This is a genomic window from Butyricicoccus pullicaecorum DSM 23266 (assembly GCF_900167005.1).
In the GTDB taxonomy this organism is placed as follows: Bacteria; Bacillota; Clostridia; order Oscillospirales; family Butyricicoccaceae; genus Butyricicoccus; species Butyricicoccus pullicaecorum.
On sequence record NZ_FUXW01000016.1, the window covers coordinates 23663 to 42941 of the forward strand.

Annotated in this window: 18 protein-coding genes; 6 read left to right on the forward strand and 12 right to left on the reverse strand. The window is 56.9% G+C overall.

All coding sequences use genetic code 11. The features are described from left to right. Positions 1 to 13 precede the first annotated feature (13 nt). Entirely contained in the window at positions 14 to 1405 is a 1392-nt protein-coding gene (locus B5D52_RS14060; RefSeq protein WP_016148556.1) for a glycine--tRNA ligase, read from the forward strand. A gap of 356 nt (positions 1406 to 1761) precedes the next feature. Here the strand turns inward: B5D52_RS14060 and B5D52_RS14065 are convergent, their stop codons facing one another. The 8 genes from B5D52_RS14065 to B5D52_RS14100 all read right to left on the reverse strand — a co-directional run bounded on the left by B5D52_RS14065 (position 1762) and on the right by B5D52_RS14100 (position 11570). Beyond that, positions 1762 to 3132: an alanine/glycine:cation symporter family protein gene (locus B5D52_RS14065; RefSeq protein WP_016148555.1), complete on the reverse strand. Its 1371-nt coding sequence runs from the start codon at positions 3130 to 3132 to the stop codon at positions 1762 to 1764. Between the two features lie 341 nt (positions 3133 to 3473). After that, entirely contained in the window at positions 3474 to 4385 is a 912-nt protein-coding gene (gene argF, locus B5D52_RS14070; protein ID WP_016148554.1) for an ornithine carbamoyltransferase, read from the reverse strand. 18 nt (positions 4386 to 4403) lie between these two features. After that, a complete protein-coding gene (locus tag B5D52_RS14075; protein WP_016148553.1) occupies positions 4404 to 5588 on the reverse strand; it encodes an acetylornithine transaminase in 1185 nt (394 codons plus the stop codon). Between the two features lie 211 nt (positions 5589 to 5799). Further along, a complete protein-coding gene (argB, locus tag B5D52_RS14080) occupies positions 5800 to 6669 on the reverse strand; it encodes an acetylglutamate kinase (RefSeq protein ID WP_016148552.1) in 870 nt (289 codons plus the stop codon). A gap of 13 nt (positions 6670 to 6682) precedes the next feature. Next, complete coding sequence (argJ, locus tag B5D52_RS14085; protein WP_016148551.1) at positions 6683 to 7897, reverse strand: bifunctional glutamate N-acetyltransferase/amino-acid acetyltransferase ArgJ; 1215 nt, start codon at positions 7895 to 7897, stop codon at positions 6683 to 6685. 14 nt (positions 7898 to 7911) lie between these two features. Beyond that, complete coding sequence (gene argC, locus B5D52_RS14090) at positions 7912 to 8832, reverse strand: N-acetyl-gamma-glutamyl-phosphate reductase (RefSeq protein ID WP_016148550.1); 921 nt, start codon at positions 8830 to 8832, stop codon at positions 7912 to 7914. Next, positions 8832 to 10226 carry an argininosuccinate lyase gene (gene argH, locus B5D52_RS14095; RefSeq protein WP_016148549.1) on the reverse strand — a complete coding sequence of 465 codons (1395 nt, stop codon included), beginning with the start codon at positions 10224 to 10226 and terminating at the stop codon, positions 8832 to 8834. Before argH ends, argC begins: the two co-directional genes overlap by 1 nt. Before the next feature lie 93 nt (positions 10227 to 10319). Next, positions 10320 to 11570 (reverse strand): argininosuccinate synthase, encoded by a 1251-nt coding sequence (locus B5D52_RS14100; protein ID WP_016148548.1) that lies wholly within the window; start codon positions 11568 to 11570, stop codon positions 10320 to 10322. Between the two features lie 275 nt (positions 11571 to 11845). Here B5D52_RS14100 and B5D52_RS14105 point away from each other — a divergent pair, with 275 nt between their 5' ends. The 3 genes from B5D52_RS14105 to B5D52_RS14115 all read left to right on the forward strand — a co-directional run bounded on the left by B5D52_RS14105 (position 11846) and on the right by B5D52_RS14115 (position 14916). After that, a complete protein-coding gene (locus B5D52_RS14105; protein ID WP_040332986.1) occupies positions 11846 to 13285 on the forward strand; it encodes a nicotinate phosphoribosyltransferase in 1440 nt (479 codons plus the stop codon). 103 nt (positions 13286 to 13388) lie between these two features. Then, positions 13389 to 13889, forward strand: a complete 501-nt coding sequence (locus B5D52_RS14110; RefSeq protein WP_016148546.1) for an RNA polymerase sigma factor — start codon at positions 13389 to 13391, stop codon at positions 13887 to 13889. After that, positions 13867 to 14916 (forward strand): DUF4179 domain-containing protein, encoded by a 1050-nt coding sequence (locus B5D52_RS14115; protein ID WP_016148545.1) that lies wholly within the window; start codon positions 13867 to 13869, stop codon positions 14914 to 14916. Before B5D52_RS14110 ends, B5D52_RS14115 begins: the two co-directional genes overlap by 23 nt. 40 nt (positions 14917 to 14956) lie before the next feature. On the opposite strand, the gene B5D52_RS14120 is transcribed toward B5D52_RS14115, so the two are convergent. From B5D52_RS14120 to B5D52_RS14125, 3 genes are read right to left on the reverse strand one after another with little or no spacing between them, the layout of a single operon-like run. Continuing rightward, positions 14957 to 15832, reverse strand: a complete 876-nt coding sequence (locus B5D52_RS14120) for a 4Fe-4S binding protein (protein ID WP_016148544.1) — start codon at positions 15830 to 15832, stop codon at positions 14957 to 14959. 1 nt (position 15833) lies between these two features. Then, entirely contained in the window at positions 15834 to 15977 is a 144-nt protein-coding gene (locus tag B5D52_RS16260) for a CD1871A family CXXC motif-containing protein (RefSeq protein ID WP_016148543.1), read from the reverse strand. Continuing rightward, complete coding sequence (locus B5D52_RS14125; protein ID WP_016148542.1) at positions 15964 to 16638, reverse strand: TlpA family protein disulfide reductase; 675 nt, start codon at positions 16636 to 16638, stop codon at positions 15964 to 15966. The genes B5D52_RS16260 and B5D52_RS14125 overlap by 14 nt, the downstream gene beginning before the upstream one ends. A gap of 247 nt (positions 16639 to 16885) precedes the next feature. On the opposite strand from B5D52_RS14125, the gene truA reads away from it, so the two are divergent. Beyond that, positions 16886 to 17650: a tRNA pseudouridine(38-40) synthase TruA gene (gene truA, locus B5D52_RS14130; RefSeq protein WP_016148541.1), complete on the forward strand. Its 765-nt coding sequence runs from the start codon at positions 16886 to 16888 to the stop codon at positions 17648 to 17650. Continuing rightward, on the forward strand, positions 17647 to 18426 hold the full coding sequence (proC, locus tag B5D52_RS14135) for a pyrroline-5-carboxylate reductase (RefSeq protein WP_016148540.1): 780 nt from the start codon (positions 17647 to 17649) through the stop codon (positions 18424 to 18426). The genes truA and proC overlap by 4 nt, the downstream gene beginning before the upstream one ends. A 362-nt stretch (positions 18427 to 18788) precedes the next feature. Here the strand turns inward: proC and xdhC are convergent, their stop codons facing one another. Further along, a complete protein-coding gene (gene xdhC, locus B5D52_RS14140; protein WP_016148539.1) occupies positions 18789 to 19277 on the reverse strand; it encodes a xanthine dehydrogenase subunit XdhC in 489 nt (162 codons plus the stop codon). Positions 19278 to 19279: the final 2 nt, after the last annotated feature.

Below are 19279 nucleotides of genomic sequence, written 5' to 3' on the forward strand. Positions count from 1 at the left end.
AGAACAACAAAAAATGAAGAACAGCGAAAAGACCATGGAAAAAATCGTTGCCCTGTGCAAGGGTCGCGGTTTTGTGTACGCCGGCTCGGAGATTTACGGCGGCCTTGCGAACACCTGGGATTACGGCCCGCTTGGTGTTGAGTTCAAGAACAACGTCAAGGCAGCATGGCGCAAGAAGTTTGTGCAGGAGTCCCCGTACAACGTCGGTCTGGATTCTGCCATCCTGATGAACCCGACGACTTGGGTTGCATCCGGCCATGTCGGCGGTTTTTCCGACCCGCTGATGGACTGCAAGGACTGCAAGACCCGTCACCGTGCTGACCAGCTGATCGAGGAGACCACCGGTGAGAATCCGGCAGGCTGGTCGAACGAGCAGATGATGGCATATATTAACGAGCATCAGATCGCATGCCCGAACTGCGGCGGTCATAACTTCACCGATATCCGTCAGTTCAACCTGATGTTTAAGACCTTCCAGGGCGTTACCGAGAACGCAAAAAACGAGATCTTCCTGCGTCCCGAGACCGCGCAGGGTATTTTCGTTAACTTCCAGAATATCCAGCGTACCACCCGTAAGAAAATTCCGTTCGGTGTTGGTCAGGTTGGTAAGTCGTTCCGTAACGAGATCACCCCGGGTAACTTCACCTTCCGTACTCGTGAGTTTGAGCAGATGGAGCTCGAGTTCTTCTGCAAGCCGGGCACCGATCTGGAGTGGTTCAAGTACTGGAAGGACGCATGCCACAACTGGCTGCTGTCGCTGGGCATGAAGGACGAGAATCTGCGTCTGCGTGACCACGACCCGGAGGAGCTGTCGCACTACTCCAACGCAACCACCGACATTGAGTTCCTGTTCCCGTTTGGCTGGGGCGAGCTGTGGGGCATTGCAGACCGTACCGATTTCGACCTGACCCAGCATCAGAAGACTTCGGGCGTATCGATGGAATACTTCGATCAGGAAGCAAACGAGAAGTACATTCCGTACGTTATCGAGCCGTCTCTGGGTGCTGACCGTGTTGCACTGGCATTTCTGTGCGACGCATACGACGAGGAAGTTGTTGGTCAGGATAAGAACGGTAAGGACGACGTGCGCACCGTACTGCGTCTGCATCCGGCTCTGGCACCGTTCAAGGCTGCTGTACTGCCGCTGTCCAAGAAGCTGACCGAGCAGGCAATGCCGGTATGGGAGAAGCTGTCCAAGAAGTTCAATGTAGACTTTGACGATGCTGGTTCCATCGGTAAGCGTTACCGCCGTGAGGATGAGATCGGTACCCCGTACTGCATCACGGTTGACTTTGAGACCGAGCAGGACGGCTGCGTTACCGTTCGTGACCGTGATACCATGGAGCAGGAGCGTGTGAAGATCGACGATCTGGTACACTACCTGGCAAAGAAGATCGCATTCTAAGATCAGCACCGCACCCAATGTGGAAGCTTTCGCCAGCCTTTCTCGAAAGGCTGCGGGTTCTCAGGGCAGAGCCCTGAGACGCGGCTCGCAAGCCGCGGAATCCCCTATTTGATTTTCGCGCTTGCGAAAATCAACAAAAAGGAAAAAATAAAGCGCACTCCGCAGAGTGCGCAATCTCTAAAAAGACCGTCCGAGAGGACGGTCTTTTTTCTTGTGTTTGTTTTGGTTGATTCCCGGGGCGAACACCGGGAATCAAAGGGGATTCCGCGCTCTGCGGAGCGCGGCCAGCCTGCGCGGCTGGATCGCGCCGGGTCGCAGACCCGGACCCGCTTATCGCCTGCGGGCGGGAATTAAACTCACTCGTCGACCACAGGAGCCGGAGGTGCGTGTTCATCCAGGCGCTTATCCCACAAATAATGCTTGGTTTCCTTGACGATGACACCGGACAGCAGCAGGATAGACACCAGATTGGGAAATGCCATCAGGCCATTCATCAGGTCGGAGAACGTCCAGATAATACCAAGATCGGCAATCGCACCGTAGAACAGAACAACGAGGAAAACGATGCGGTAGATCATAACACGCTTTGCGCCGAACAGATAGGTGACGCAGCGCTCACCGTAATACGACCAGCCCAGAATGGTGGTAAATGCAAAGATGGACAATGCAATCGCCAGAACGTAGCTGCCAACGTAGGGAAGCTGAGAGAATGCGATCTGCGTCAGTGCATCATCCTTGACATTCACATACAGTTCAGGCAGACGCAGCTGGGTGGATACGATGACGATACCGGTAATGGCACATACGATAACCGTGTCCCAGAATGTACCGGTCATGGAGACCAGCGCCTGACGGACGGGGTTTTTGGTCTGTGCGGAAGCGGCAGCGATGGGAGCCGTACCCAGACCGGATTCATTGGAGAACAGACCGCGTGCGACACCGTACTTGCAGGCGATCATCATAGCCGAGCCCAGGAAACCACCGGTGATGGACTTGAGCGAGAATGCCGAAGTAACGATGGTGCCGAGTGCGGGCAGCAGGAAAGCACGGTTTAAGAACAGGATGACCGCGCAGCCAACGATGTAAAAGAGAGCCATGAAGGGCACGAGCTTTTCGCATACGCGGGAGATCTGCTTAACGCCGCCCAGAATGACGACAGCGGTCAGGATGGTGACGACGATACCCGAGATCGCCGGATTGACACCGAACGAAGTGCGGATAACATCGGTGATTGCATGAGACTGTACGGTGCAGCCAGCGCCGAAGGTTGCCAGGACGGCAAAAACGGCGAACAGGACGGCCAGCCACTTGATACCCAGACCGCGTTCGATAGTGTACATCGGGCCGCCGGCCATCGAGCCATCCTTGAGGCGGACGCGGTACTTAACCGACAGGAGCGATTCTGCGTACTTGGTGGAGATACCGAACACGCCGGTCATCCAGCACCAGAACACCGCGCCGGGGCCGCCGAGTGCGATTGCGGTCGAGACACCAATGATGTTGCCCGTGCCGATGGTCGCCGCGAGTGCGGTTGCCAGCGCACCGAACTGCGAGATATCGCCGTGCGCGCCGTCATCGGACTGGGTGGATAATTTGACGGCACGGAATGTGTGCCGTTGGATGAACTTGAGACGGAACGTCAAAAACAGATGCGTTCCGAAGAGCAGCACGATCATCGGGACACCCCAGATGAAGTCGCGCAGCCAGGAGATCGCGTTTTCTAACATGACTGAAATTACCCTTCCTTTTGTTTCAGCGGCACCGCCGCTCTTTTTTTCTTACACACAACGCTTATTATTATAGCACAAAGGGCTGTGTTTTGGAGAAAACAGCGGAAAATAAGCAAAAAATACGGGTTTTCGGTTGCGAGGAGAGCTGAAAACGAAAGGGATACCGTAAAAAATTCTGATTACGAGCAAGAAAACAGAAAAAATTTCTGTATGAGCAAAAAGAATTTAGAGCACAGACAAAAATTTTTGGAAGGTCAGAGAGAAAACCGAAAAGAATACGGAGAAGACAGAAAAAGACCCGAATCCATTTGGACTCGGGTCTGAACAAACAAAGGGGCTTACTGCTCGCCGCCCATAAGTTTGACCATAACGGCCTTCTGTGCGTGCAGTCTGTTTTCTGCCTCTTCGAACAGCTCGTCTGCGTGTGCCTCGAAGACCTCGTCGGTGATCTCCTGACCGCGGTAAGCGGGCAGACAGTGCTGAACCATAGCGCCCTCGTGTGCGGCAGCCATCAGGGTATCGTTGACCTGATAGCCCTGGAACGCCTTGGCGCGTGCTTCCTTCTCAGCCTCCTGACCCATAGAAGCCCAGGTGTCGGTGTAGACGACGTCGGCGTTTGCAGCAGCTTCCATCGGGTCGGTGGTGAGCATGAAGTTGGGGTTGCCTTTGGCGAACTCGAGCACGGTCGGGTCGGGCTGGTAGCCCTCGGGGCAGGCGATGTGAACCTTCATGCCGGTCTTGAGGCCGCCGACGATGAGGGAGTTTGCCATGTTGTTGCCGTCGCCGATGTAGGTCAGCTGGATGCCGTCGAGCGAAGCGTACTTTTCGCGGATGGTCATGAGGTCGGCCAGAACCTGACAGGGATGGCAGAAGTCAGTCAGACCGTTGATGATCGGGATGGAGCCGTATTCTGCGAGATCCTCGACTTCCTTCTGGGCGAAGGTACGAATCATGATGCCGTCGAGGTAGCGGGACAGAACGCGAGCGGTGTCCTGAACGGGCTCGCCGCGGCCGATCTGTAGGTCACGGGAGGACAGGAACAGCGCCTGACCGCCGAGCTGGTACATACCGGTCTCAAAGGAGACACGGGTACGGGTGGAGGATTTCTGGAAGATCATACCCAGAGACTTGCCCTCGAGCAGGCGGTGCGGAATGTTGTTCTTCTTCTCGTATTTGAGCTGGTCTGCCAGGTCGAGGATGGAAACGATCTCCTCGGAGGACAGATCGAGCAGCTTGAGCAGGTGTTTCATGGTGCAATATCCTTTCTATCAGTCACAAAATACGGTTTTCATGATGGCGATGGCCTCGTCGAGCTCCTCATAGGTGATGGTGAGCGGCGGCAGCAGGCGGACAGCGTTTTTGCCTGCCGTGATGACGAGTACGCCGTGCTCGATGAGCTTGTTTGCGAAGACGCTGTGCTGACCCTCATCGACGATGATGCCGAGCATCAGACCCTTGCCGCGCACGCCGTGGATGGCGGGAGAGCCCAGGGACAGGATGGCGTTTTTGAGGTATTCGCCCTTTTTGCGGACTTCCGCGAGGAATTTCTCGTCGTTTACGATGGAGAGTACAGCGTTTGCAGCCGCACAGACGGTCGGGGTACCGCCGAAGGTGGTCGCGTGGGTGCCCGGGGTCAGGACATCGCAGCAGTTTTTCGCCGCCATGACCGCGCCGATCGGCACGCCGCCGCCCAGACCCTTGGCCATGGTCACGACGTCGGGCAGGATGCCGTACTGCTGGAAGCAGAACAGCGAGCCGGTACGGCCGATGCCGGTCTGCACTTCGTCCACGATGAGCAGCAGATCCTTCTCGGTGCACAGCTCACGGACAGCCTGTACAAAGGCCGGATCCTGCGGGAGCACGCCGCCCTCACCCTGAATGAGCTCGAACATGACAGCGCAGGTCGAGTCGTCGATCTTGGATTTGAGGTCGTCCAGATCGCCTGCGGTTGCGTAGTCAAAGCCCTCGGTGAAGGGGAAGAAGTAGTCGTGGAAGCGGGTCTGACCGGTTGCCTTCAGCGTGGTCACCGTGCGGCCATGGAAGGAGTTCCAAAGGGTGATGATCTTGCTGCGGCCCTTGCCATACTTGTCGTAGCTGTATTTACGTGCGAGCTTGATGGCGCCTTCGTTGGCCTCTGCGCCCGAGTTTGCGAAGAAGACTTTGCCCATGCCGGTCGCCTCTACCAGCGTTTTTGCGGTCTGTACCATGGGTGCGGTGGTGAACAGGTTGGACACGTGCATGAGCTTGTGAATCTGTTCCTCGATGGCGTGGGTGAGGACGGGGTGATTATAGCCTAAGCAGTTTACGCCGATGCCGGATGCCAGGTCGATATAGCGCTTGCCCTCGACGTCCCAGAGCTGTGCGCCCTGACCGTGGTCAAGTGCGATGGGGAAGCGGCCATAGGTCTGCATGACGTATTGCTGTTCTTCTGATTTGAGTTCCTGATAAGTCATAGATGATCCCTTCTATTGTGAGAGATGGGTGAGGTCGTTCTGGGGATGATTGGGAAGAGAACGACGGTTTGGTTGAAACCCGGGGCGGACACCGGGTTTCAAAAAGGGGATTTCGCACTCTGAGGAGTGCGACTCAGGGCGCTGCCCTGAGAACCCGCAGCCTTTGAAAAGGCTGGCGAAACTTTCATAACGCCTGCGGGCGGGAATCCGTTTAGATAAACATGGTGCCGACGCCGTCGTCGCTGAGCAATTCGATCAAGATGGAGTGCTTGACGCGGCCGTCCTGAATATTGGCACGTTCGACGCCCTTACGGATGGCCTCGACGCAGCAATCGACCTTGGGAATCATGCCGCCCGAGATGACGCCGTCGCGGATGAGCGCCGGGACTTCGGAGACCTTCAGACGGGTGAGCAGGGTGCTTTCGTCCTTGGGGTCACGCAGCAGGCCGCGCACGTCGGTCAGCAGAATGAGCTTCTTTGCGCCCAGAGCAATGGCGAGCTTTGCCGCCGCGGTATCGGCGTTGATGTTGTAGTTGGTGTCGTCGTCGATGCCCTGTGCAACGGTGGACACGACCGGGATGTAGCCGCGTGCCAGCACGTCGATGACAGGCTGGGGATTGACCTCAACGATGTCACCGACATAGCCGTAATCGGTGCCTTCCTCATCGGTCATGCGCTTGGCGCGGAACATGCCGCCGTCCATGCCGCCCAGACCGATGCCCTGACCGCCAGCATGCTCGAGCAGGGTGACAAGGTCTTTGTTGACCTTGCCGCACAGGATCATCTGAACGATGTCCATGGTTTCGCGGTCGGTGTAGCGCAGACCGTTGACAAAGCGGGATTCCTTGCCGATCTTTTTGAGCATTTCCGAGATTTCGGGGCCGCCGCCGTGGACGACGACCACGCGCACGCCGACGAGCGAGAGCAGAACGATGTCGTGAATGACCGCGTCCTTGAGTTCTTCGTTAATCATGGCGTTGCCGCCGTACTTGACGACAACCGTCTGACCATAATATTCCTGAATGTAGGGAAGGGCTTCGACCAGCACGTTTGCGCTGGTAGCCGGATCAAGATGATTCATCGCTGTATTCTCCTTAGGTGCGGTAATCGCCGTTGATTTTGACGTAATCGTAGGTCAGATCGCAGCCCCAGGCGGTGACCGAAGCGTCACCGGCATGCAGGGTAACGTCGATTAAGACCTCGTCCTCGAGCAGAACCTTCTTTGCAATCTCCTCGTCAAAGTCGAGTGCACGGCCAGCCTTGCACACAGCGACTGCACCGGCCTTGGAAGAGAAGGACACGTCAACGGTCTCGGGGTCGAATTCCTCACCCGAATAGCCCATCGCGCACAGGATACGGCCCCAGTTTGCGTCAGCGCCGAACATAGCAGCCTTGACGAGCGAGGACTTGCACACAGCCTTGGCAAGACCTTCCGCAGTGTCCTCGTCGGGAGCGCCCGAGACCGTGCAGGTAATCAGGCGGGAAGCGCCCTCGCCGTCCGACGCGATCTTGCGTGCGAGCGTGATGCAGACTGCCTCGAGTGCCTCGTAGAATGCCTGACCGTCTGCGCTGGAAGCGTCTGCGATCTTGTCGTTTCCGGCCATACCGTTGGCCAGAATGCAGCAAGTGTCGTTGGTCGAGGTGTCGCCGTCGACCGAGACGCGGTTAAAGGACTTCTGAACGGCGCGGAGCAGCATGGCTTGCAGCAGATCACCGTCGACTGCGCAGTCGGTGGTGAGGAAGCACAGCATGGTGCCCATGTTGGGGTGAATCATACCCGAGCCCTTGCAGATACCGCCCAGATGGCAGGTCTTGCCGCCGGCGGTGAACGATACCGCGATGGTCTTGGGGACGGTGTCGGTGGTCATAATGGCGTTTGCCGCCGCGTCCGAGCCGTCCGGGGTCAGCGTGATGGTGTGCAGGTTTTCCTCGATGCACTCGATGTTGATACGCTGACCGATGACGCCGGTCGAGCAGACGATGACGTCATTTTCCGGGATGTTCAGCAGCTTTGCGCAGGCAGCGGCTTCGCGCTGAGCATTTTCCATGCCGTCGGGTGCGCAGGCGTTGGCGTTGCCCGAGTTTACGATGACTGCCTGTGCGACCTGATTTGCCAGATGGTCACGGGTGACCTGAATGGGCGAAGCCTTGACGCGGTTTTTGGTATAGACAGCGGCAGCGGTGCAGGGGATTTCCGAGAAGATAATTGCGGTGTCGTCCTTCTGGGACGAAGCCTTGATGCCGCAGCGCGTCGCGCCGGCAGAGAATCCCTGTGCAGCGGTTACGCCGCCCGAGATGATTTCATACATGAGGAAAAACCTCCTTACAGGGTCAGCCCGGTGGTCTCGTCCAGGCCGAGCATGAGATTCATATTTTGAACGGCCGCACCCGACGCACCCTTGCCGAGGTTGTCGAACAGTGCGGTAACGATGGTCTGCGAGCGGTGACCGTGCACGTACAGGGTCAGACTGTCGCGGCCAGAAAAGGTGTTGGCCGAGATCATGGGTGCGCCCTCGCCGAGCGGCGCGACCTTGACCATCTTCTGACCGGCGTAGTGTGCGCTGAGCGCCTGCCATACGATGTGCACGTTGTGGTCGGGCAGCATGACCGTGGTCGCCATGCCCTTGTAGTAGTCGTCAACGACCGGGCAGAAGACCGGAGGCGTTGCCAGACCGCACACCTTCTGCATTTCGGGCAGGTGCTTGTGCTGGAGGTTGAGACCGTACACGCGGGGGGCATACAGGTCGTTTGTCTTGTCCTCGGCCTCATAGGATGCGATCATCTTCTTGCCGCCGCCCGAGTAGCCGGTGAGCGAGAAGCAGGTGAGCGCGTCGGTCGCGGACAGCACGCCGTGGGCGACCAGCGGATAGACCGAGGCGATAAAGCCGGTGGCATGACAGCCGGGGTTTGCCACACGGGTGGAAGTCTGAATAGCTGCGCGGTGATCGTCCGACAGCTCGGGGAAACCGTATGCCCAGCCGTCTGCCGTGCGGTGTGCGGTGGATGCGTCAATGACGCGGGTGTGATCGTTTTCGATCAGGGAGACGGCCTCCCGTGCCGCCGCATCGGGCAGGCACAGGAACACGATATCGGCTGCATTCAAGAACTTGCGGCGTTCTTCGGTGTCTTTGCGTTTCTCTTCGTCGATCAGCAGCAGCTCGAGGTCGTCGCGTGCGCCCAGACGCTCATAGATTTGCAGGCCGGTCGTGCCTTCCTTGCCGTCGATGTAAATTTTGGGGCGCATCAGTTTTCGCCTCCCTGAGCCGCGAGAAAGTCCTCGATGACCTTGAGCTGACGTGCGACCTCATCGGGCGCCGGGCCGCCGATCGAGCGGCGCTCGCGCACGCAGGTGGACAGGTCGATTGCGTGGTATACGTCGTCCTCGAACATGGGGGTGATTGCCTTGTACTCGTCCAGAGACAGGGTGTCGAGGGTCTTGCCCTGCTCGATGCAGTAGTGCACCAGCGTACCGGTTGCCTTGTAGGCATCGCGGAAGGGCATACCCTTCTTGGTCAGGTAGTCGGCGCAGTCGGTCGCGTTGATAAAGCCGCGCTTTGCAGCGTTCTTCATGTTTTCGGTCAGCACGGTCATGGTGCGGAACATGGGCGCGATGACGCGCAGGCAGTTCTTGACCGTGTCGATGGCATCAAAGGTGGCTTCCTTGTCTTCCTGCATATCCTTGTTGTATGCGAGCGGGATGGCCTTCATGAAGGTCAGCAGGGTGGTCAGCGCACCGTATACGCGGCCGGTCTTGCCGCGGATGAGTTCACAGATGTCCGGGTTTTTCTTCTGGGGCATGATGGACGAGCCGGTGGAATAGGCATCGTCCAGCTCGATGAACTTAAATTCCCACGAGCACCACGCGATGACTTCCTCGGACAGACGGGACAGGTGCATCATCAGGATGGACAGGTCGGCGCACAGCTCGATGCAGTAGTCACGGTCGGATACGCCGTCGAGCGAGTTGTCCATGACGGCCGAGAAGCCCAGCTGCTCAGCGACGAATGCGCGGTCGATGGGGTAGGTCGTGCCGGCCAGTGCACCCGAGCCGAGCGGGAGCGCGTCCATGCCCGAAAGGCAGTCGTCCAGACGGCGCACGTCGCGCTTTAACATATTGGCGTAAGCCATGAGGTGATGGGCGAAGGTGATGGGCTGCGCACGCTGGAGATGGGTGTAGCCGGGCATAACGGTCTCGGTGTGCTTGGCAGCGACCTCGCACAGCGCGTGCATGAAGCCCAGCACCAGTGCGCGGATCTCCTTGATTTCACGGCGGACATACAGACGCATGTCGAGCGCGACCTGATCGTTTCTCGAGCGTGCGGTGTGCAGGCGCTTGCCCGCGTCACCGATGCGCTCGGTCAGGAGCTGCTCGTTTGCCATGTGGATATCTTCGTAGAGTTCGGGCGAGAAGTGGATCTTGCCCGCTTCAATATCGGCAAGGATGCCCTGAAGGCCCTCGATAATCTTGTGTACATCGTCCTGGGGGATAATGCCCTGACGGCCGAGCATGGTCGCGTGTGCGATCGAGCCCTGAATATCCTCGGCATACATCCGGCAGTCGAACATAACGGAGGAGTTAAAGTCGTTGACGACGGCGTCGGTTTCCTTCTGGAACCGGCCGGCCCACATTTTAGCCATATCTGTAAAGTCCTCGTTTCGTGATAGAGTGATAAAGTGGTAGGACGGAAGAACGGGGCGAGTTGCCTCGCCCCATCCGTTTCTTTGTCAAATTTATTCCACAGAGGGGAAGCCAGCGCCGGTCTTTTCCTGAAGAGCCAGGTCGTTCATTGCACGAACCTTGAGCGGCAGACCGAAGAGGTTGATGAAGCCTGCGGAATCGGCCTGATTGTAGGAATGATCCTCGCCGAAGGTTGCGATATCCTCGGAGTACAGCGAATACGGAGAGGTGACCGATGCGGGGATGATGTTGCCTTTGTACAGCTTGAGCTTAACGTCGCCGGTAACGGTCTCCTGGGTGGAGGTGACGAACGCGCTCATTGCCTTACGCAGGGGCGTGTACCACTGGCCGTTGTAAACCAGATCGGCAAACTTGAGAGCCAGCTGCTGCTTGTAGTGCTGGGTCTCCTTGTCGAGGGTGATCTCCTCGAGCTTCTGGTGCGCTGCGTACAGAACGGCACCGCCCGGGGTCTCATAAACGCCTCTGGACTTCATGCCGACCAGTCTGTTCTCGACGATGTCCAGGATGCCGCAGCCGTTCTCGCCGCCGAGCTTGTTGAGGGTCTGGATGAGGGTAACCGAATCCATTTCCTCGCCGTTGACAGCGGTCGGAACGCCCTTTTCAAAGTGGATGGTGACGTAGGTCGGAACGTCGGGAGCCTGCTCGGGAGAAACGCCGAGCTCGAGGAAACCGGGCTTGTTGATGGGAGCTTCGTTTGCCGGGTCTTCGAGGTCGAGGCCCTCGTGGGACAGATGCCACAGGTTCTTGTCCTTGGAGTAGTTGGTCTCCTTGTTGATCTTGAGCGGGATGTTGTGCTTTTCTGCGTACTCGATCTCCTTCTCACGGCTGTTGAGTTCCCAGAATCTCCAGGGAGCGATCACGTCCATGTGCGGAGCGAATGCCTTGATCGCCAGCTCGAAACGTACCTGATCGTTGCCCTTACCGGTGCAGCCATGGCAGATGGCGTCTGCGCCTTCCTTCAGCGCGATCTCAACGATGCGCTTTGCAATGATCGGTCTTGCAAAGGAGGTGCCGAGCAGGTACTGCTCGTAGGTTGCGCCAGCCTGCATGGTCGGGATGATGAAGTCGTCAACAAATTCCTTGTTCAGGTCTTCGATGTACAGCTTGGAAGCGCCGGTCTTGAGTGCCTTTTCTTCCAGACCGTCCAGCTCGGTGCCCTGACCGACGTTGCCGGAAACTGCGATAACCTCACAGCCATAGTGCTCCTTGAGCCACGGAATCAGAACCGAGGTGTCAAGGCCGCCGGAATATGCTAAAACAACTTTGTTATATTTCTTTTCCATTTGAAATCCCCTCCGGAATCACGTGTTTTTTTCGATGGGCTTATTATACACCCGTAAAATTGAGAATGCAAGAAAAATTTTATAAATATTTTATACAGCGTATAAATATACAAACTGTGCATGAATGGCAGAAAAAATGAGACACGAAATTCCACTGAAAAAACAACAAATCTCTTGCTATTTTGATGGGATAGGGCTAAAATAGCAGTATATTCGATTCTGTCAGGCGTCCCGGGTGAGGACGCCTCTTTATAAACAAGAGGTAAAACGCTATGATGAGTAATAAGAACCTGACCATGCTGACCGATTTTTATGAGTTCACCATGGCCAACGGATACTTCGAAAAGGGCATGGGAAACCGGCGCGCATACTTTGATATGTTCTTCCGTCGGGTACCGGACGGCGGCGGCTATGCCGTTATGGCCGGTGTCGAGCAGCTGGTAGATTATTTCAAGAATCTGCACTTTACCGAGGAGGATATTGAGTACCTCCGCGGCCGCGGATGCTTCTCTGAGGCGTTCCTCGACTATCTCAAGGACTTCAAGTTCGAGTGCGACGTATGGGCCATTCCCGAAGGCACCCCGATTTTCCCGGGTGAGCCCATTGTAACCGTTGCAGGCCCCATGGTACAGGCACAGTTTGTCGAGACCATGATTCTGCTGACCATCAACCACCAGACGCTCATCGCCACCAAGGCCAGCCGCATCACCCGTGCAGCGCAGGGCCGTACCGTGCTCGAGTTCGGTTCGCGCCGTGCACAGGGCTACGACGGCGCGGTCTACGGTGCACGCGCAGCCTACATCGGCGGCTGCCAGGGCACGGCCTGCGTCATCGCCGACCGCGATTTCCGCATCCCGGCAGGCGGCACCATGGCACACTCGTGGGTACAGATGTTTGATTCCGAGTACGAGGCGTTCAAGGCTTACGCCGAGATCTACCCGGACAACTGTGTCTTCCTGGTTGATACCTATAATGTACTCAAGTCGGGCGTGCCCAACGCCATCCGCGTGGCAAACGAGGTGCTGGCACCGATGGGCATCCGTCCCAAGGGCATCCGTCTGGACTCGGGCGATATCGCTTACCTGTCCATCAAGGCACGTGAGATGCTGGACGAGGCGGGATACTCGGATATGCAGATCATGGCATCCAACTCGCTCGACGAGTATCTGGTACGCGACCTGCTCAGTCAGGGCGCACAGATCGACTCCTTCGGCATCGGTGAGCGCCTGATCACCTCCAAGTCGGAGCCGGTCTTCGGCGGTGTCTACAAGCTGGTTGCCGTTGAGGACGAAAAGGGCGAGATCATCCCCAAGATCAAGGTGTCTGAGAACGTCGAGAAGATCACCACCCCGCACTTTAAGCAGGCTTACCGCTTCTTTGATAAGCTGACCGGCAAGGCGCTGGGCGATGTGCTCACGCTGCGCGATGAGGTCATCAACGAGGAGCAGCCCTACATGCTGTTCCATCCCATCCACACTTGGAAGAAGAAGATTGTCACCGATTACGTGGTCAAGCCCTTGCAGGTGCAGCTCTTTGACAAGGGCGAGTGCGTTTATGAATGCCCGCCGGTTGAAGAGGTTCGCCAGTATTGCCACGACCAGATCGAGACCCTCTGGGAGCAGACTCGCCGCTTCGAGAATCCCCAGACCTACTACGTCGATTATTCGACCAAGCTCTGGCGCGTCAAGAACGCTCTGCTCGAAGCTGTACAGTAAATATAAGATTGGGACGCAGCGCAAAAAGCTGCGTCCTTTTTTTGTGCGTACTTGACGGAATGCGCAGGGTGATTTCGTTTGATAGGTGAAAGGGGGTGAGCAGATGCAGTCTGCTGACAGGATCGAATTTCTGGTGCATACCTATGCCGACCGGATTACGCGCATCGGCTATACCTGGTTTGGCAACGTGCACGATGCGCAGGACGTATGCCAGACCGTGCTGCTGCGGCTGATGACGCATGACTGTCCGGACGACAGCCCGGAAGCCGAGCGCGCCTGGGTGCTGCGCGTGACCATCAATGTGTGCAAGGACATCAAGCGCAGCGCGTGGTTTCGCCGCACGGTCGGATTGGACGAGGGCGCAGCGCTCACGGTCGAGCTGCCCGAACCGGGAGACGATACCGTGCTGCGTGCCGTGCAGAGTCTGCCGCTCAAATATCGAAAGGTGATTTATCTGCACTATTATGAGGGATATGCGGTCGGGGAGATCGCGAAACTGTTGGGATTGCCGCCCAATCTGGTCTCCACTCATCTGACCCGTGCCAAACGCAAGCTGCGCAAACAATTAGGAGGTGAGCCGAATGAACAGACAATATCGGGATGAACTGGACAAGGTACGGCTGAGTGCGCAGAGCAAGCAGCAGCTAATTGACCGCCTGCACGAGCAGAGCGCACCGCAAACCGCGAAAAAGTGCGGCAGAAAGCGTCGTGCCGTCGTGCTTGCCGTGGCAGCCTGTGTGGTGCTGGCTGCGACAGCGGGCGCGGCCGTCCTGCACGATACCTTGCGGCATCTGTGGACCTATGAGTCACAGCCGGTCTACGAGGCATACAAGACCGACCTTGGACGCACGCAGACAGCGGACGGCTGGACGGTCACACTGACCGACTGCGTGGGCAGCGAGAACATGCTGTATATCGGTGTGGAACTGACCGTACCCGAGGGCACAGACCCCAATGAACCTTATCGGTTCGGGGATTACGATATGACTTTCCCGGATGGCAGCCGAGCGACCATTGGCGGCGGTATCAATGAAGCGCCGCCCTATGACGGGCCGGACGGCAGCACGCTGCACTTTGTCTGGCACATGAATGTCGCGCCCGACAGCAGGGCAGAGCCGCAGAGCTTGCAGGGCAAGACAGTCGATCTGACCATCAATTCGGTCTATCGTCTGGACTGGAATGCGGAAACCGACCGCTATGACGAAATCCTGATGACCGACCACGTCTGGAAGTTTGAGGACGTCAAGCTGGACTATCCGACCGCGGACACCACGTATGCGGTGGACAAACCGGTCGAATATCTGGGCGGTACGGCGACGCTGGACGAGATTACGGTCTCGCCGTTCGGTGTGAAAGTGAGCATTTCGGGCGGCAGTGTGCTGCATCATCACGCGGAAAACCGTGCAAAGGATGGGGACTGCCTCATGTGTGCACTGACGGTATATGATGCAGACGGCAATGTGCTCTACGAAAACCCGCAGTGGGGCGGAGCCGGAAGCCAGTGCGATGAGGACGCGGGTACGACGGTCATCTATCATGATTATCAGACCGCGGATTGGGACAAAATCCTGATCGACCCGGCGAAGGTCGCCAAGGTAAAAGTAAATAACGTGGAAATTCCGCTGAGATGACAAAAGACCGCTCCCGACTTGGAGCGGTCTTATTTTGTAGTCAAACAGACGGATTCTTGGTATGTCCCGCGTGCTTGTGCATCGCCGCCAGAACGGGATTATAGATTGCCCCGGTCGGACAGTTCTTCTTGCACTTGCCGCAGCGCACACACAGCTTGCTGCCGGGTTCCTTGTGCAGGTCAATGTCCATCGGACAGCTCTTTTTGCACTTACCGCAGTCGATACACTTGTCCGAATCGACTTCGTACCGCAGCAGCGCGACCGGGTTAAACAGACCGTAAATCGCGCCGAGCGGGCACAGATAGCGGCAGAATGGCCGATAGACCACAATGCTCAAAAGAATCACGACGGCCAGAATGAAGAATTTCCATGCAAACAGCATGCCGGCTGCCGAGCGGATGCCCTCGTCCAGAATGGTCAGCGGAATGCCGCCGAACAGCATACCGGATGGACAGATATACTTGCAGAACCACGGGTCGCCAATGCCGACGATATTCACCACAGTCAGCGGCAGAATCACGACGAACAGTACCAGCACGATATACTTGAGCGCGCGCAGGAACTTGTCTCCGGGCAGCTTTTTGAGCTTTTTCGGGAAGGGGATTTTGTGCACAAGCTCCTGAAATAAGCCGAACGGACACAGCCAGCCGCACACAAAGCGGCCGCACAGCGCACCGACCGCAACCAGAAAACCGATTGCGTAGAAGGAAAACTGCCGTCCGCGGCTGCCCAGAACGGCCTGTAAGGCCCCGATGGGACAGGCGCCGAGCGCACCCGGACAGGAATAGCAGTTGAGTCCGGGAACGCACAGCTGCTTGAGCGGTCCCGAGTAAATCTTGCCCTCCACAAAACCGCGCACATAGCCGTTGGTCAGTGCGGCAAAGCAGGCCTGAACGATCAAACGAAGATGTTTCATGTCAGCCCACCCCGATACATTCCAGACAGATGGTCGCAGCCTTGCGCAGCACGATTTCGGCTTCGCCGTCCATTGCGCCGTAAATCATCATGCCGATGCCCACGAGCAGCAGCGCGGGTGCAATCCATGCCTTACGCCGCGTCATTGGTGCTGTCCTCCGCAGAAGTGGTCTCGTCGGCCTTGACCATTTCCAGACGCTCGGAGATGACCTGAGACCAAGTATCCTTTTTCTGTGCACCGAGAATGCCCTTGCCGACCAGCTTACCCTCGCTGTCAAAGAAGAAGGTCACGGGAACCGAGGACGAAGCGGTCAGAACCGGGTACAGATCTTCCGAGGGCTGGAGGTGCAGATAGTTTGCCTTGGTCTGGGAGACGATCTCCTTGGCATCTTCCAGCATATCCTCAGTGCCGTTGAGGTCGGCGCACACGCCGATGATCTGGTAGTTCGTGCCGCCTTCGGCAGCCAGTTCGCCCAGTTCGGGCATCTCATTGATGCACGGGCCGCAGAAGGTCGCCCAAATATTCATCATGGTCAGCTTCGCATTTGCAAATACCGATTGATCGACCTCGTTGCCGGCCAGATCTTTGGCGGTAAAGGTCAGCTGGAAGGTCTCGGCGCTGTCATCCGAAGATTCCGATGCCGTGCTGTCGTCTGAGGATTCCGACGCTGCGCTGTCGTTCGATTGGGTGTCATCGGTCTGACTGGAACGCGGCGCAGACGAGTCTGTGTTCGGTGTCGTGCCTGCCGAATTGCCGCAGCCCGAAAGCATCAGCAGCGCCAGCAGCAGGATGAGGGATTTCTTCATGAAAAGTCCTCCTTTTGCGTGGAAAGTATTACTTCGACTATATCATATCTGACCTGCAAAGGGAAGAGACTAAGTCACATAACGACAGAAAATTTGTAAGAATGCAAAGAAAGTAAAGAAATGGAGACTAAAAAGTTATGTAAGATGAGAAAACGGAAAATATCCGAACAGGGACTGCGTTTTTGGCAGCCGGTATGCTATAATAAGACAATAGACCAAACGAGGGGAAAGGAGAGAAACCCCCAATATGCGAAATTTCCGCATTACCGTCAGCTATGACGGCAGTCGGTATCAGGGCTGGCAGCGTATCGGCAACGGACAGAGCATCCAGGGCAAGATCGAGGCCGTGCTGAGTGAGATGACCGGACATAAGGTTGAGATTCACGGCGCGGGACGCACCGACGCGGGTGTACATGCCCGGGCGCAGGTCGCGCACTTCAAGATCAACACCGACCGCACGCCGGACGACATCCGTGCGTATTTGAACCGCTATCTGCCCGAGGACATCGCGGTCACGGCATGTGAGACAGTGGACGACCGATTCCACGCCCGACTGAACGCGACCGGCAAGCGGTATGTATACCGCATCTGGAACAGCGACACGCCCAACGTGTTCGAGCGCAAATACCTGTGCCGGATGGAACAGAAGCTGGATACCGTGCAGATGCAGCACGCCGCCGATCTGCTCATCGGAACGCATGATTTTAAGGCGTTCTGCGGCAATAAAAAGATGAAGAAGTCCACCGTGCGCACACTGCACACGGCACGGGTCGAGCGATTGGGCGACGAGGTGCGCCTGACCTTTGAAGGAACCGGATTTTTGCAGAATATGGTGCGTATTTTGGCAGGTACGCTGGTCGAGGTCGGACAGGGCAAGCGAAATGCGCAGGAAATGACCGCGATTCTGGACAGTTTAGACCGTGCAAGTGCTGGCATCACCATGCCGCCGCACGGCCTGATTTTAGACGAAGTATATTATGATGCAACCGGAAAGGAAGGTAAAACCGTATGAAGATCGGATTTTTAGGCTTTGGCAATATGGCACAGGCGATGGCAAAGGGATTGCTGCTGACCGAGTCCGTCGCACCGCAGGACATTTACGCCTGCGCGAAGGATTGGGAAAAGCTGTGCCGCAATACCCAGCCGAGCGGCATGGTGCCCTGCCATTCGGCAGAGGAAATGATTGAGCAGGTTGATTTGGTAGTCATCGCCATCAAGCCCTATATGATTCCCAAGGTCGTTCCTGCTCTGCACGATCTGCTGACCGATAAGATCATTATTTCGGTCGCAGCGGGCTATACGTATGATAAGTTCAATGAGCTCATGGGCGACGACCTGCACGTGCTGTGCACCATCCCGAATACGCCAATTTCGGTCGGTGAGGGTATTATCGTCTGCGAGCAGACCCATAGCCTGACTGCGGACGAGTTTGCAGCTTTTGAGCAGATCTTCTCGAAGTCGGCACTCATTCAGCCGGTCGAGAGTCATCTTCTGAGCGTTGCAGGTACGGTTGCTGGCTGCTCGCCTGCGTTTATTAGTATGTTCTTGGAAGCTCTGGGCGATGCAGGCGTCAAGCACGGCCTGCCGCGTGCACTTGCGTATCGTCTGGCAGGTCAGGCACTGTGCGGAACGGGTAAGATGCACGTCGAGACCGGTACCCATCCGGGCGCAATGAAGGACGCAGTCTGCTCGCCGGGTGGTACGACGATCAAGGGCGTGAGCGCACTCGAGCACCATGGCTTCCGCTCGGCGGTCATCGACGCAATCGACGCGATTGAAGGTAAGTAAAAGAAACGGAATCCCGCCCCGTGGGCGAAATTGGGTCCGGGCCTGAGGCCCGGCGCGATCCAGCCGCGTAGGCTGGCCCGTCCAGGTGGAACCTGGTCGCCATCCGCAGATGGCGAAATCTCTCTTGAAACCCGGTGTCCGACCCGGGTTTCAATCAAAGCAAACAAAAAGGAAAGACCGTCCCTTTTGGACGGCCTTTCCAAGAGATTGCGCGACCTGCGGGTCGCGCTTTTATTTTTGGTTTTGGTTGATTCCGGTCTTTTGACCGGAATCAAAAGGGGAGTTTCGGACTCTGCGGAGTCCGACTCAGGGCTCTGCCCTGAGAACCCGCAAGCCTTTCGAGAAAGGCTTGAGCGAAAGCTTTATTTGGGCTGCGGTGCAGAGCGGCTCATCTGAATCGCTTTTTCCACCGCATTCAGAATATTTTCATATCCTGTACACCTACACAAATGCCCGGAAATGCGTTTACGCAATTCTTCTCGGGTATATTCCTTCCCACTCATTACAATTTCAAGTGCGGACAGAATCAGACCCGGAGTACAGAATCCGCACTGCACGGCGCATTCATCGATGAATGCCTGCTGAATGGGGGACAATGTACCGTCGGCCTTGCGCAGACCCTCCACGGTCAAGATCGACTTACCCTCAGCCCAGACCGTGAGATACAGGCAGGAATCGACAGCTTTTCCATCGATGAGCACAGTGCACGCGCCGCACTCGCCGACTTCGCACCCGCGCTTGACGCTGGTCAGACCCAGACGGTCGCGCAGGGTATCGAGCAGGGCTTCACCGTCCTCTACGGCAACCGTGGTCGGCACGCCGTTGACGGTCAAAGAAATGAGATTGCGCATGA